The following is a 14,164-nucleotide window of genomic DNA, read 5'->3' as shown; positions in this document are numbered from 1 at the left end:
TCAGAGATGGTTGATACGCCAGATACGCTGTTGGAAGGCGATCGTTTGAGCCGGCGATTTGGCGGTGTCGTGGCGCTGCAGGACTATTCCGTGAAGCTCTCCAAGGGCGATCTGCTGGGCCTGATCGGACCCAACGGCGCCGGCAAGACCACGGCCTTCAACCTGCTCTCCGGCGTGTTGCCGCCCTCGGCCGGCAGCATCTCGCTGGACGGCCGCAACCTGACGGGATCGCAACCCGAAGCCTTCGCCGAGGCCGGCATCGCCCGCAGCTTCCAGAACATCCGCCTGTTCAAGGATCTCTCCGCCTGGGAAAACGTGGCCGCCGGCTATCACATGCGCCATGGCGCGGGCTGGCTGTCCACCATCCTGGCGCTGCCGGGCGCACGCGCCAGCGAGCGCCGGATGCGCGAGAAGGCCTGTGCCCTGATGGAAACCGTGGGGCTGGCGGATTTCATCGACCAGCGCGCCGGCGACATGCCCTATGGCCATCAGCGCAAGCTCGAGATCGCCCGCGCGCTGGCCACCGAGCCGCGCGTGCTGCTGCTGGACGAGCCGGCCGCCGGCATGAACGCCACGGAAACCGAGGAACTCAAGAAGATGATTGCCGTGATCCACGAGGACCTGGGCCTGACCCTGGTGCTGGTGGAACACGACATGCGCTTCGTCATGTCGCTGTGCCGGCGTGTCCAGGTGCTCAATCGCGGTGAACTGATTGCCGACGGCACGCCCGAGGAGGTGCAGGCGACACCGGCGGTGGCGGAGGCCTATCTTGGCAAGGGCAGGGGGAAGAAGGTTGCCTGACGCGCTGCTGAAGGTGGAAAGCATTAATGTCTGGCGCGGCGCCTCGCAGGTGCTGAACGATGTGTCGCTGTCGGTGGGGCAGGGCGAGATCGTGGCCCTGCTGGGGGGCAACGGGGCCGGCAAGACCTCGACTCTCTCCACCATTTCCGGCCTGCTGCGCCCGAAAAGCGGCAGCATCACTTTTGCCGGAGAGTCAGGGCCGGTTTCGCTGACCAGCCTGCGCCCCGAAAACATCGTCAAGCTGGGCATCGCGCACTGTCCCGAGGGGCGGCAGGTCTTCGGCGGCCTGTCGGTGATGGAGAACCTGCGCATGGGCGCCTACCTGCGCCATGACGACCAGATCGGCGCTGACGTGGAGCATTACTTCGAGCTGTTTCCCATCCTGCGCGAGCGCGCCGACCTGAAGGCCGGGCAGCTGTCGGGCGGCGAGCAGATGATGCTGGCGCTGACCCGGGCCCTGATGTCGCGTCCGCGCCTGTTGATGCTGGACGAGCCCTCGCTCGGCCTGGCACCCCAGGTGATCGACCAGATCTTCGACCGGATCGAGGAGATCCGTGCCCAGGGCACCACGGTCTTCCTGGTCGAGCAGAATGCCGCCATGGCGCTGGAGGTCGCCGACCGGGCCTATGTGATCGAGAACGGGAAGATCACGATTTCCGGCAACGCCAGCGAGCTGGCCGAGGACCCCTCGGTCCGGGAGGCCTATCTGGGAATCGAGACGACACAAGCCACAGGAGCTGAGATCCCGCCCATGGAGACCTCCTCATGAGCGCCTATGTCCTGCAGCAGCTGATCAACGGTCTGGTCCTGGGGTCCATGTACGCCCTGGTGGCGGTGGGCTTCTCGATGATCTATTCCATCGTGCGCCTGATCAACTTCGCCCATGGCGACGTGGCGATGATCGGTGCGTTCAGCACCTTCCTGGTCTTCGCCGCGGCCGGCCTGCCGCTCTGGGTGATCGTGCCGGCCACGCTGGCCGTGGGGGCCGCGGTGGCGGCGATCATCGAGTTCCTGGTCTTCCGGCCCCAGCGCCAGGCGCCTCAGGTCAACGGCTTCATCACCTCGCTGGGGGTCTCGATCCTGATCCAGAACGTCGGCATCCTGCTGCTGAGCGCGCAGCCGCGCTCGGTGCGCCTGCCGGGCCTGCTGCGCACGAACCACGACTTCTTCGGCGCCCGCGTGACGACCCTGGACATCCTGATCGTCGCCGCCACCCTGATCTCGCTGCTGGTGCTGACGCTGTTCGTCAAGCGCACACGCCTGGGCATCGCCATGCGCGCCACCTCCGAGAACGTCTCGGCGGCACAGCTGATGGGTATCCCCGTCAACCGCGTCATCACGGCGGCCTTCGCCGTGGGTGGCGCGCTGGCCGGCCTGGCCGGCCTGATGTGGGGCGGGCGCTATGGCCAGATCGATCCCCTGATGGGCTTCGTGCCCGGCCTGAAGGCCTTCGTCGCCGCCGTCATCGGCGGGGTCGGCAGCCTGGCGGGCGCGGCGCTCGGCGGCTACCTGCTGGGCATGGCCGAGATCATGATCGTCGGCATGCTGCCCAGCGAATACGGATCCTATCGTGACGCCTTCGTCTTCGGCCTGTTGATCCTGGTGCTGCTGGTCATGCCGAACGGACTGCTCGGAAAGCCAGCGGAGGAACGGGCATGACGGGGGGAACGGGCATGATGGACAGACTGCGCCACAATCCGGCCGCGCTTGGCATCGGGCTGCTGCTGATCGGCGCGGCGCTGATCGCCGGGGCCGAGGCCTGGCTGACGCCCTTCGAGCGCACCGTCATCGGCTTTGCCGGCATCAACATCATCCTGGCGGTCAGCCTGTCCTTCTCGAACGGCCTGACGGGCCTTTTCTCGCTGGGCCATCCCGCCTTCATGATGCTGGGCGGCTACACGGCGGCGATCCTGACCTTCCCGGCAATGCGCAAGTCCACCATGCTGCCCGGCCTGCCCGAGTTCATCGCCACGTCCGAGCTGTCCCTGCTGCCGGCGACACTGGCCGGCGGCGTGGTGGCGGCCGTGGCGGCGCTGATCGCCGGCTTTCCGGTGCTGCGCCTGCGCGGGCACTACCTGGCCGTGGCCACCCTGGGCCTGATCGTCATCGTGCAGGTGCTGATCAACAACATGGACTCCATCACGCGCGGCGCCATCGGGCTGGCGGGCCTGCCGCGCCTGTCCAATCTCTGGTGGATTTACGGCTGGGTGGCGGTCACGCTGTTCGTGACCTGGCAGTTGAAGCATGCCTCGCTGGGGCGGGCCCTGATGTCGATCCGCGAGAACGAGCTGGCCTCGGCCTCCATTGGCGTGCGCCGCGCGCGGCTGAAGCTGTTCGCCTTCGTCCTGGGGGCCTTCTTCGCCGGTGTGGCCGGCGCACTCTGGGCGCATCTGGTCACCAACCTGACGCCCAACTCCTTCGGCATCGTGACGGCCTTCATGATCGTCGTCATGGTGGTGCTCGGCGGCAGCGGCAGCCTGATCGGCGCCGCGCTGGCGGCCATCGCGCTCAGCGTCATCAGCGAGGCGGCACGCCCCATTGAGCGGGCCATCGATGCCTATGGCCTCGTCCAGATCGTCACCGCGACCCTCCTGATCGCGGTGCTGCTATTCCGGCCGCAGGGGCTCTTCGGCTCCGGCGAGCCGGTAACCAGGCGGATGACAACGCCTGGCAAACCACCAAGTAAAACATCCCACGAGCACAGAGGAGGGTTTCCTAATGAAACGTCGTGACTTGTTGACCGGTGTCGCCGCTGGCGCACTGGCTCTCAGCCTGGGAATTGGAGGTGCGTCCGCCCAGGACGACGAACCGATCCGTATTGCCGCACTCTATAACCTGACCGGGGGCATGTCTTCCATCGACGCGCCGGCGCTCGCCGCCGCCGAGTTGCGGGTGAAGCAGATCAACGAAGCCGGCGGCCTGCTGGGCCGCGAGGTCGAGTTGATCTCCTACGACACCCGCACCGACCAGGGCGAAACGGCCACCGCAGCCCAGGAAGCGGTGTCCGAGGACGTCGTGGCCGGCATCGGCTACGGCGACACCACCTTCGTCATGGCCGCCGCCCCGACCTTCCAGGAAAACGGCATCCCCTTCGTGACCTCCGGGGCCACGCACCCGATGCTGCCGACCTGGGTTGGCGATTACATGTTCATGACCGCCTTCGGCGATGATGACCAGTCCTACGCCATCGCCGACTACGCCAGCGAGGAGCTCGATCTCGATCGGGTCATGGTCTGGACCGACGAGTCCATGGACTTCACCAAGGCCCTGTCCAAGTTCTTCAAGGAGCGCTTCAAGGAGAACGGCGGTGAGATCGCCGAGGAAGTCAGCTTCATGATGGGCGACACGGACTTCTCCAGCCAGATTTCGCGCATGGAATCCCTGGATCCGCCGGTGGAAGGCGTCTTCATCTCGGCCATCCCCAGCGAGGCCGGCCTGACGGTGCGTCAGATCCGCGAGGCCGGGATCGACATCCCCATCGTCTCGGGTGACGGCTTCGACACCCCGCTGGTGGCGGAAACGCCGGGGCCGGAGCTGGCCAACGACGTCTATTTCTCCAGCCACACCTACCGCGGCGACGACCGTCCCGAGGTGGAGCAGTTCATCGCGGACTACGAGGAGGAATACGACCGTCCGCCCGAGAACTCCTTCACGCCGCTGGGCTACGATGCCATCGGCCTGATCGCCAATGCCATCGAGACCGCCGGTTCTGCCGATCCCGCCGACATCCGGGATGCCCTGGAGCAGACCCGCGATTACAAGGCGGTGACCGGCCCGATCTCCTACACGCGTGAGAACATGGTGCCGCCGAAGCCCATCTCGATCATCGAGGTGCAGGGCGGTGAGTTCAACGTCCTGGAGATCTGGCGTCCCGAGGAAGGCCTCGAGGGCGAACTGCAGGAGTAAGGACGCGTCCTTGTCCGGCGGGAGGCGGCCTGGCTGCCGCCTCCCGCCCTTCCTGCCCTGAAAAGACCGGCCAAGATTAATTTGGAGAAAGCTGCGCCATGGCATTTGAAGCCGAATCCATCGTGACCCTCTGCACCTCGGACCTGGCCGGACAGGTGCGTGGCAAGGGGTTTCCCGCGCGCGACCTGGAAAAGCGGCGCAAGTTCGGCGTCGGCTGGACCCCGACCAACAGCATGATCAACTGCTTCGGCAGCATCCAGGCCACGCCCTGGGGTGCGCTTGGTGACCTGATACTGACCCCGGACCCGGACGGCGACGTGCGCCTGGACTATGACGACGCGCCCGTCGAGCATTTCATCCTGGGTGACATAAAGACGCTGGACGGCCAGCCCTGGAGCTGCTGCCCGCGCAGCTTCCTGCGCCGCGCGCTTGCTGACCTGAAGGCCGAGACGGGGCTGAACCTGCTGGCGGCCTTCGAGCACGAGTTTCACTATGACGCCGCCGACGACCGGGTGGGCGATTCCTATTCCATCGGCTCGCTGCGCGGTGTCGAGGAGTTCATCAACGAGCTGATCGGCGCGCTGCGCGCCAACGGCATCCAGCCCGACACCTTCCTGCCGGAATACGGCCCGCGCCAGTTCGAGGTCACAATCGATCCCGCCGATGGCCTGGCCGCCGCCGACCACGCCGTGAAGCTGCGCGAGATCACGCGCGCCCTGGGCCGTCGCCACGGCGGGCATGTCAGCTTCTCGCCCGTGGTCACGCGGGGTGCGGCGGGCAATGGGGTGCATATCCACTTCAGCTTCACCGACGACCAGGGCAATCCCGTGACCTACGATCCCGACGGACCGGGAGGACTGAGCCGCCAGGCCGCGAGCTTCAGCGCCGGCCTGCTGCGCCACGCCCGTGCGCTCTGCGCGTTGGCGACGCCCAGCGTCATGTCCTACGAGCGCCTGAAGCCGCATTCCTGGTCCGCCTACTGGACCAACCTGGGCCTGCGCGACCGCGAGGCGACCTTGCGCATCTGTCCAGTGCCCGAGGATCCCTCGGTGGACGTGGCCAAGCGCTACAACCTCGAGTACCGCGCCGCCGATGCGGCGGCCAGTCCCTACCTGCAGCTGGGCATGCTGGTCTATGCCGGCCTGGCCGGAATTCGCGAGGAGCTGCCTGCACCCATCATCGGCCAGGAGGATCCCGAGACCCTGTCCGTCGAGGAGCGCGCCGCGCGCGGCATCACCACCCTGCCGCAAAGCCTGGAGGAGGCGCTGCAGGCATTGGAGGGTGATGCCAAGGCGCTGTCCTGGCTGGGGCCCGAGCTGGCCGAGGCCTATATCATGCACAAGCGCGGCGAGATCGGGATGCTCAAGGGCAAGTCCACCGATGAAATCTGCCAGCTTTACACCGAGGTCTACTGATGTCCGCCACACGCGAGAACAAGGAACAGCGTCTGTTGCAGCCGGGCGACCCCGATCCGGCCGGTGTCGTCAATCCAGAGGGGGACTCGCCCTTCTTCCTGATCTGTGATCATGCCGGCAATGCCGTGCCCCAGGCGCTCGACGACCTGGGCCTGCCGCGCGAGGAGCTGGAGCGGCATATCGCCATCGACATCGGCGCGCTGGAGATCGCCAAGCGCCTGTCCCAGCGCCTGAACGCGCCGCTCTATTACCAGCCCTATTCCCGCCTGGTGATCGATTCCAACCGTCAGACCCAGGTGGCCGATTCCATCCCGCCCGTCTCGGACGGCACGACCATCCCGGCCAACCAGGAGCTGTCGCAGGCCGAACGGGAACAGCGGCGCGACGAGGTCCTGATGCCCTATCACGAGCGCATCGAGGCGGCGCTGCAGGCCCGCCAGAAGGCGGGGCAGGAGACCATCCTGGTCTCGGTCCACAGCTTCACGCCGGAACTGCGCGCGCGGGAGCAGGACCGGCCCTGGCAGGTCTCGGTCATGTGGGCCGACAACGACCGCTTCGGCCGGCCCGTCCTGGCCGAGCTGCAAAAGGAAGCGGGGCTGAACGTGGGCGAGAACGAGCCCTATACCGTGGTCATGGAGGGCGACTATTCCATTCCGCTGCATGCCGAGAAACGCGGCATCGATTATGTGGAGTTCGAGCTGCGCCAGGACACGACGGTGGGGGACAAAGCGGCCGAGACCTGGGCCGAGCGCCTGGAGCGCGTGCTGCGCGCGGCGCGTGAGGCCTACAGGAGTGTCGCGCAATGAGCCGCTTCGTCCTGCCCGAACGCAACGCGCCGCTTGATCCCGCGGCCACGGCGATTCTGGTGATCGACGTGCAGAACGGCATCTTCAACCCCGAGGCCGAGAAAACGCGGCCCTATTTCTTCCGCACGGCCCGCGACATGGCCATTCCCAACATGCAGCGCCTGGTCCAGGCCGGGCGCGCCGGTGGGGCGGAGGTGATCTATACCGTCATCGAGAGCCTGACCCGCGACGGCCGCGACCGCGGCTGGGACTACAAGCAGACGGGATTTCACATCCTGCCCGGCAGTCACGAGGCAAGGGTGATCGATGAAGTTGCGCCGGGCGAGGACGAACTGGTCCTGCCCAAGACCTCGTCCAGCCTGTTCAACTCGACGATCTTCGAATACCTGCTGCGTAACATGGGCCTGGACACGGTGGTGGTAACCGGCTTCCTGACCGACCAGTGCATCGATCACACGGTGCGCGACGGCTCGGACCGCGGCTTGCGCATGGTCTGCCCCGTGGATGCCTGCACCACTGACAGTGAGGAGCGCCACCTGGCCGCGCTCAACGCCTTCAAGGGCTATTGCCGGCAGGCACGGAGCGAGGAGCTGCTGGCCGAACTGGAGCACGGGGCCAACAGGACCGCGTGAGGTCTCGTTCGAGCTCGAGCGGCGCCCGTCCGGACAGCAAATTCAGTCCCTCTTAGGTCGGGACTCGGCAGGCCCGAACTCCCCAAGCCCGAGCTCCCGGCGGGTCTTTTTGGGCAGGCCCGCGGCCACGATCCGGTGACTTTCGCGCAGGTAGTCCCGCAGTGTGGCGTCGTCCATCGTTTCCGGCGTCAGGCGCTGGATCCACTTCAGTCCGCGCGCGGCGAGATAGGGCGCGGGGCGCAGCCCGGGCTGTTCCCTCAGAATGTCAAAGGCGCCCTCCGAGCACTTGAAGGTCACGCCAAGCGTCTCGCGGTCCCCCCAGCCGGCGATGGCAAAGACCTTGCCGCCAACCTTCCAGACATGGGCACCGCCCCATTGCACCACATGCATGGTGTGCGGCAGGGATGCACAGAACGCGTTATAGTCCTCCAACCGCACAGCAGTATCTCCCCATTGTTTCGTGTCAGGCCGCGTCTTCAGCAGGGCCTTCAGGCGCTCTCCGGCGGCGTGGAACAGGGGCGTCCCTCGTGGGCGAAGCGCGCCCGTTCGATCTCGGCGATCCTCTTGTGGCCCTTGGCGCCCAGGCGTTCGCCCAGCCGCGCGATGATCGCTTCCATCTGCATCAGGCCGGCAATGGTGGAATCGAACAGCGAGGGCACGGCCACCGGCGCCGTGATGACGTGGTCGGCCAGGGCGGCGGCCGGTGACATCCATTCGTCGGTCACCGCGATCACCGTCGCCTTGCGGGCCACGGCCTGCTCGGTGAAGCTTTTCACGTCGGCCTGGTAGCGTCGGTAGTCGAAGACGATCAGCACCGAACGGCGGTCCAGGTCCACCAGGTGATCCACCCAGGTCGAGGGCTGGCCGTCCACCAGGTGCACGCGCGGACGCATTTCGCGCAGGAACTGATAGGTCCACAGCGCATTGGCCCGGCTGAAGCGCCCGCCGATCAGATAGACCGGGCGCCGGTCCTCGGCCAGCAGGCCAGTGACCGCCTCCACCGTGGCCTCGTCCAGCAGCTCCAGCGCCCGGGTCATGTTCTCGATGGTGCGGCTGCCGAATTCGCTGATGCGGACCTCGGCGCTGTCGCCCTCCGCCTCGTCGGCGCGCGAGCGGGTCAGCGGCGACTGCATCACGGCGGTCACCTCGGCGCGCAGCTGATGCTGGAACTCGGCATAGCTGCCGAAGCCGATCTTGCCGATGAAGCGCAGGATCGAGGGGCCGCTGGTCTCGGCCCGCCCGGCGAACTGCGCCACGGTTTCCAGGCCGGCCGCCGGATAGCTGGACAGCAGCACATGGGCGATGCGCCGTTCGGTGCGGGTGAACTGGCCCATTTCCCGCCGGATGCGTTCGGTTATGTTCGCCATGCCCAAGGGGCTCCCTGGCCGTGATCCGTATGATCTGATCAAGTTCAGCGGTTGAATCGTGCTTACTGTACCATCTGTTACGGCGGGCGCGCCAATTCTGTTTTGACGGCCGTGGCCCGGGTACATGCCGTTCTTGTTCCCGGAGTTTCCTTGCAGCAGAGCGATTGCCAAATGGCAATAATAGACCTATATTATGCCAAAGGAGTTGAATCATGCTGCAGGAAGTCGAGAAGACAAGAGCCCGCCCGGACAGTCCGCGAATCACCGCTGAAGAAGCGCGTGCCATGGCGCGGGCCGTGATCCGGCTTTTCGACAAGTGGCAGATCACGGCGGCGCAGGCCCAGGAGGTCCTGGGCGGTCTTCCCGCGCGGACCTATGCACGCTGGAAGGCCGGGGACATCGGGCGCATCGACCGGGACCTGGCCACCCGCTTGTCGCTGCTGATGGGGATCCACAAGGGGCTGCGCCACCTCTTCACGGAGCCGGACCGGGGCTATGCCTGGGTTCGCAAACCCAACCGCGCCTTCCAGGGCCGTGCACCCATCGAGGTGATGGCCGAGGGGGACATCTTTTCCCTGCAGCGCGTACGCGCCTATCTGGATGCGGAGCGTGGTGGCTGGTGAGTGCCGAGCCGGATCTGGCCCGCGTCACCTGGCCCCAGGCCTACAGGATCATCCGTTCGATCTATCCGCCCATCGATCTGTTCGAGGACATCGCCGATCCCCGGGATTGGGAGGCGCTGGCCTCGGCGGAGTCCAAGACCAATCCGCGTATCTGGGAACAGCTGGGACAGCTCGACCTGGTGCCGCCCGAACGGCGCGTGAGCGGCCCGGGGGCCAGCTGGCTCATGGCGCCTTTCGTTCATGTCTCGCCCGACCGGCCGGGACGTTTCACCGATGGAACCTATGGTGTCTACAGCGCCGGCGACAGCGAGGAGGTCGCGCTGTACGAGGTGGCCCACCACCATGCTGTCGCCATGGCCGACAGCGGCGAGGAGCCCGGCTGGACCTCGCAGTTCCGGCTTCTCGTGAACAGCATCGATCTGGACCTGCACGACCTGCGCCCTTTCGCGGACTATCACCATCCGGATGACTACAGCCTGTCTCAACGGCTCGGCCGGCGCTTGCGCGCTGAGGGCAGCAACGGCCTTGTCTTCCGCAGCGTGCGCTGTGCCCAGGGGGAATGTGCCGCGGTGTTCTGGCCCGATCTCATGAGCGTACCGGTGCAGGGGGATCACTACCACTTTCACTGGGACGGGACCTCGGTCGACAGGGTCCGCAATATGCGCACGTCCGCGATCTTTGTCCTCTAGCCCGTAAGTACCGCATTCCGGGGGTGGACAGGCTGGACAGGACGAACAGCTTCTGGTGAGGTGCCGGCTGTTTTGAGACCGGAAGAAAGGGGACCTGCGCGTGCGAGGTCTGAAAATCTGGTTCGTGATCCTCGCCCTGATGGGTCTGGCGACAACCATGCTGAGTCTGGAACCGCTCATAGACATCTATGACCGACAGATGAACAAGCCCGCCCCGGGGCTGGAGAAGGCGATCGTCACGCCCGAGGACGCGGCCCTGCACCAGTCGCTGTTCATCGCGGACATGCATGCCGATACCCTGAAGTGGAACCGTGACCTGCTGGCCCGGGGCTATGCCGGTCACGTGGACCTGCCGCGCCTGAGGGAGGGCAACGTGGCCCTGCAGGTCTTTACCATGGTGACCATGAGCCCGCTGAAGATGCCCTGGAGCGACCACGTCAGCAGCCACAGCCTGAACATGGCGGCCGTGCTGGCGGCCATGCAGGGCCGGCCGGCCTTCAGTTCCCGGGGCCGCGCGCTGTATCAGATCAACCGCTTCAAGGATGCCGTGGAGCGCTCGCGCGAGGATGAGGACGCCCCCGAACTGCTGCACATCCAGTCCGCCGAGGACCTGCGCCAGCTGGTCCAGCGCCGGCGCCAGGGCGAGGCCGTGATCGGCGGCATCCTGGGCCTGGAGGGCGCGCATTGGATCGGCGGCGGGAACAAGAGCGACGAACAGGTGAAGGCCGAGGTGCGCGAGCTGTTCGACGCCGGCGTGCGCCTTTTCGCGCCGGTCCATCGCTTCGACAACAACCTGTCCGGATCCAACGAGGGGCGCCGGCGCCATGGCCTGACCCAGCACGGGCGCGTCGCGCTGCAGGAGGCCGAGCGCCTGGGCATGATGATCGATCTGGCGCACATCTCGCAGAACGGCCTGCACGAGGCGGCCGAACTGCTGCAGCAGCCCTTTGTCATCTCGCACAGCGGCGTGAAGGAGGGCTGTGCCCCGCCCTGTACCCTGGACCGCAACCTGAGTGATTCGGACATCCGCCATGTGCTGCGCAACGACGGCGTGATCGGCGTGGGTTTCTGGACGCGCGCGGTGGGGGACAGCCCCTGGCGCATTGCCGACGCCATGGAACACATCATGGAGATCGCGGAGGACATGAACCTGCCCCCGGCGCGCAACATCGCCTATGGCTCGGACTATGACGGCTCGGTCCTGCCGCTGATCGGGGTGGAGGAGTTGAACAGCCTGACCGCCATCATGCGGCAGCGGCCGCAGCCCTTTGACGAGGAGGCCATTCGCGACATTGCCGGGCGCAACTCCTGCCGCGCCTTCCTGCAGGTGCTGCCCGGCGGCACGGCGGGCACAGCCGACACGGTCTGTGCCACGGCCCAGGGTCTGGGCCCGCGCGAACCGCGGATCGAGACACCGCTCAGCGAGGCACCGCTTATCGGGGCGCCGCTTGTTCAGGGGCCCGCTTCGTGATGGGCAGCCACTGCAGATAGGTCAGGCAGCGCCAGACCCATTCCCAGGGGCCAAAGCGGAAGCGGCCAAGCCAGAGGTGGCAGAAGGCCAGCAGCCCGGCATAGACCAGGATGGCGATGCCCAGCACCTCCATGGTGCCGACCTCGCCGATCAGGTCCAGGCCCCAGCCATAGAAGATGATCTCGCCGATCAGGCCGCTCATCAGATAGACGGTCAGCGCCATCTTGCCCGCCGGTGCGAAGAAGTTCCGCACCGGCGCCGCGCAGGCCAGGTTCAGCAGCAGGGCGGCCGTGGCGATATAGCCCACGGCCAGCACCGGCGTGCCGGCCATGAAAGCGGCCTGGGGCGTGCTTTCGGCCGTGGCCAGGGCGCGCCCCAGCTCCAGGACCAGGCCCGCCGGCACGGCGACCAGCGCGATGGCCAGCAGCGTGCGGTGATGGCGCGTCACGTCGTGCAACAGGCCGGCCCGCCCGGTCCACAGCCCCAGCAGGAACAGCCCCACGATGTCGGTATAACGCCACAGGCGCACCACCGACAGCTCGTCCGACGGCCCGAAGAAGCGCTTCAGGTTATGCTCCACCGTGGTCCAGAACGAGGGGTCGCTGTAGGCCGCCAGCGAGCGCAGCCCCTCGTACAGCATGCCCGGGTCGGCCACCGGCATGTCGCTGATGGCCATGGCGATGGGCAGGACCAGCAGCAGGATCAGCGACAGGGTCAGCACCAGCCACTGGGGCAGGCGGAAGGCGACCAGCAGCAACAGGCCCAGGACCGCATAGTTGATCAGGATGTCGCCCCAGTAGAAGAAGGCCGCGTTGATCAGGCCGAAGCAGAACAGGAAAAAGATGCGCCGCAGATAGAGCGACAGGAAGGGCCGCTGGTTGCGGATGCAGCTGGCCAGGAACAGCGTGAAGCTGAAGCCGAACAGGAAGGAAAAGGCCGACAGCGACTTGCCCTTGACCAGAACGGCCAGCGTGGTGGCCGCCAAGCGGTCGCCCCCGCCCTGGACCGTGGCCAGGGTTTCGGCGTTCAGGAAATCCAGGCCGCTGATGCTGCGGATATTGATGATCAGGATGCCCAACAGGGCGATGGCGCGCAGCGCATCCACGGTGACAAGGCGACCGGCGCTTTCACTGACCGTCTGCGCCGCTGTCCGGCCAGAAGAACTCGAGGCGTCCTGCATCACAATAGGTACTTCACCGATCCTGCGTGGCGTCCAGCCCGAACCTAGACGCCCTGCCGGGAGGCGTCTAGCCGCAACTGGATAAAGCTTTAGGGTCGTGTCAGTCTCTACTCCACCGTCACGCTCTTGGCCAGGTTGCGTGGTTTGTCCACGTCCGTGCCCTTGATGACGGCCGTGTGATAGGCCAGCAGCTGCAGTGGCAGGGCATAGAGGATCGGGGCCACAAAGGGCGACACCTCCGGGACCTGGACGGCATGGGTCACGTTATCGCCGATCGCCTCGATGCCCTGCGCGTCGGAGATCAGGACCACGCGTCCACCGCGCGCAATCACCTCCTGGATGTTGCCGGCCGTCTTGTCGAACAGGGGTCCGCTCGGCGCACAGACGACAATGGGAACATGCTCGTCGATCAGTGCCATGGCCCCGTGTTTCAGCTCGCCGGCAGCATAGCCCTCTGCATGCAGGTAACTGATCTCCTTGAACTTCAGCGCGCCTTCCAGGGCCAGGGGGTACATGCTGCCACGGCCCATGTAGAGAATGTCGCTGGCCTCGGCCATCTCGTGCGCAATCTCGATCAACTGCGCTTCACGTTCCAGGAAATAGGAGGCCTGGGCCGGCACCTCGATGAGCGCCGAGGTCAATTCGGCCTCGGCCTCGGGCGACAGGCTGCCGCGCGCCCGTCCCGCAGCCAGGGCCAGACAGGCCAGAACCACAAGCTGCGTGGTGAAGGCCTTTGTGGAGGCAACCCCGATCTCGGGTCCCGCCAGGGTTTTCATCACCACGTCGGATTCCCGGGCAATCCCACTTTCCTGCTGGTTGACGATGGACAGGATGTGCTGCTTCTGGTCTCGGGTGTACCGCAGGGCCGAAAGGGTATCGATGGTCTCGCCGGACTGCGAAATGAACAGCGCGGCCCCGTTTTCGGGCAGGGGCGCTTCGCGATAGCGGAACTCGCTGGCGATGTCGATATCCACCGGCAGGCGCGCGACCTGTTCGAACCAGTACTTGCCGATCATGCCGGCATAGAATGCGGTGCCGCAGGCACTGGCCGTCAGTCGCGGGATATCCGCGAAATCGAACGGCATATCCGGCAGGGTGACCCGGCGGCTCAAGGGGTCGACATAACTTTGCAGCGTGTCACCGATGACAACCGGCTGCTCGAAGATTTCCTTCTGCATGAAATGGCGATAGGAGCCCTTGCCGATCATGGCGCCGGACATGACGGTGCGCGTGACCAGGCGCTCGACCGGGGCATCCTCCTGGTCGAAGATCCG

General features: G+C 66.2%; 15 protein-coding genes. 11 read left to right on the top strand and 4 right to left on the bottom strand.

What is annotated here, in order from left to right; translation table 11 throughout:
* The first annotated feature begins 6 nt into the window (after positions 1 to 6).
* The 8 genes from BP38_RS0110755 (at position 7) to BP38_RS0110720 (ending at position 7,560) form a co-directional block, all read left to right on the top strand.
* The gene (locus BP38_RS0110755; protein WP_026987724.1) at positions 7 to 801 is read left to right on the top strand and encodes an ABC transporter ATP-binding protein; all 795 of its coding nucleotides are present in this window, start codon (positions 7 to 9) and stop codon (positions 799 to 801) included.
* Positions 794 to 1,570, top strand: a complete 777-nt coding sequence (locus tag BP38_RS0110750; RefSeq protein WP_211250294.1) for an ABC transporter ATP-binding protein — start codon at positions 794 to 796, stop codon at positions 1,568 to 1,570. Before BP38_RS0110755 ends, BP38_RS0110750 begins: the two co-directional genes overlap by 8 nt.
* On the top strand, positions 1,567 to 2,460 hold the full coding sequence (locus BP38_RS0110745) for a branched-chain amino acid ABC transporter permease (RefSeq protein ID WP_026987722.1): 894 nt from the start codon (positions 1,567 to 1,569) through the stop codon (positions 2,458 to 2,460). The genes BP38_RS0110750 and BP38_RS0110745 overlap by 4 nt, the downstream gene beginning before the upstream one ends.
* Entirely contained in the window at positions 2,457 to 3,533 is a 1,077-nt protein-coding gene (locus tag BP38_RS20245; protein ID WP_051609248.1) for a branched-chain amino acid ABC transporter permease, read from the top strand. Before BP38_RS0110745 ends, BP38_RS20245 begins: the two co-directional genes overlap by 4 nt.
* Complete coding sequence (locus BP38_RS0110735) at positions 3,520 to 4,707, top strand: ABC transporter substrate-binding protein (protein ID WP_026987721.1); 1,188 nt, start codon at positions 3,520 to 3,522, stop codon at positions 4,705 to 4,707. Before BP38_RS20245 ends, BP38_RS0110735 begins: the two co-directional genes overlap by 14 nt.
* Before the next feature lie 98 nt (positions 4,708 to 4,805).
* Positions 4,806 to 6,122 carry a glutamine synthetase family protein gene (locus tag BP38_RS0110730; protein ID WP_051609246.1) on the top strand — a complete coding sequence of 439 codons (1,317 nt, stop codon included), beginning with the start codon at positions 4,806 to 4,808 and terminating at the stop codon, positions 6,120 to 6,122.
* Positions 6,122 to 6,928, top strand: coding sequence for an N-formylglutamate amidohydrolase (locus tag BP38_RS20240; RefSeq protein WP_051609245.1), 807 nt, complete (start codon positions 6,122 to 6,124; stop codon positions 6,926 to 6,928). The genes BP38_RS0110730 and BP38_RS20240 overlap by 1 nt, the downstream gene beginning before the upstream one ends.
* Positions 6,925 to 7,560, top strand: coding sequence for a cysteine hydrolase family protein (locus tag BP38_RS0110720; RefSeq protein WP_026987719.1), 636 nt, complete (start codon positions 6,925 to 6,927; stop codon positions 7,558 to 7,560). Before BP38_RS20240 ends, BP38_RS0110720 begins: the two co-directional genes overlap by 4 nt.
* A 42-nt stretch (positions 7,561 to 7,602) precedes the next feature.
* Here the strand turns inward: BP38_RS0110720 and BP38_RS20235 are convergent, their stop codons facing one another.
* Both BP38_RS20235 and BP38_RS20230 read right to left on the bottom strand, forming a co-directional pair.
* Positions 7,603 to 7,998, bottom strand: a complete 396-nt coding sequence (locus tag BP38_RS20235) for an MmcQ/YjbR family DNA-binding protein (protein WP_051609244.1) — start codon at positions 7,996 to 7,998, stop codon at positions 7,603 to 7,605.
* A 50-nt stretch (positions 7,999 to 8,048) separates the two neighbouring features.
* The gene (locus BP38_RS20230) at positions 8,049 to 8,927 is read right to left on the bottom strand and encodes a MurR/RpiR family transcriptional regulator (RefSeq protein ID WP_051609243.1); all 879 of its coding nucleotides are present in this window, start codon (positions 8,925 to 8,927) and stop codon (positions 8,049 to 8,051) included.
* A gap of 212 nt (positions 8,928 to 9,139) precedes the next feature.
* Between BP38_RS20230 and BP38_RS0110705 the strand changes: the two genes are divergently transcribed.
* From BP38_RS0110705 to BP38_RS20225, 3 genes are all read left to right on the top strand, one after another.
* Positions 9,140 to 9,550 carry an MbcA/ParS/Xre antitoxin family protein gene (locus BP38_RS0110705; protein ID WP_035724781.1) on the top strand — a complete coding sequence of 137 codons (411 nt, stop codon included), beginning with the start codon at positions 9,140 to 9,142 and terminating at the stop codon, positions 9,548 to 9,550.
* Positions 9,547 to 10,239 carry an RES family NAD+ phosphorylase gene (locus BP38_RS0110700; protein ID WP_245602388.1) on the top strand — a complete coding sequence of 231 codons (693 nt, stop codon included), beginning with the start codon at positions 9,547 to 9,549 and terminating at the stop codon, positions 10,237 to 10,239. The genes BP38_RS0110705 and BP38_RS0110700 overlap by 4 nt, the downstream gene beginning before the upstream one ends.
* 100 nt (positions 10,240 to 10,339) lie before the next feature.
* Positions 10,340 to 11,710, top strand: a complete 1,371-nt coding sequence (locus tag BP38_RS20225; RefSeq protein ID WP_051609242.1) for a dipeptidase — start codon at positions 10,340 to 10,342, stop codon at positions 11,708 to 11,710.
* On the opposite strand, the gene BP38_RS0110690 is transcribed toward BP38_RS20225, so the two are convergent.
* Together BP38_RS0110690 and glmS are read right to left on the bottom strand one after the other, a co-directional pair.
* Positions 11,673 to 12,890: a DUF418 domain-containing protein gene (locus tag BP38_RS0110690; protein ID WP_026987717.1), complete on the bottom strand. Its 1,218-nt coding sequence runs from the start codon at positions 12,888 to 12,890 to the stop codon at positions 11,673 to 11,675. The two genes, BP38_RS20225 and BP38_RS0110690, sit on opposite strands and share 38 nt — an antisense overlap.
* A gap of 107 nt (positions 12,891 to 12,997) precedes the next feature.
* Positions 12,998 to 14,164, bottom strand: a 1,167-nt coding sequence (gene glmS / locus BP38_RS0110685; RefSeq protein ID WP_026987716.1) for a glutamine--fructose-6-phosphate transaminase (isomerizing), incomplete at its 5' end; no start/stop codon positions are given.

The organism is Fodinicurvata fenggangensis DSM 21160 (genome assembly GCF_000686045.1).
Taxonomy (GTDB): Bacteria; Pseudomonadota; Alphaproteobacteria; order Kiloniellales; family DSM-21159; genus Fodinicurvata; species Fodinicurvata fenggangensis.
Note: the sequence above shows the minus strand (reverse complement) of the source record. Positions and strands in the feature narration are given on the sequence as shown.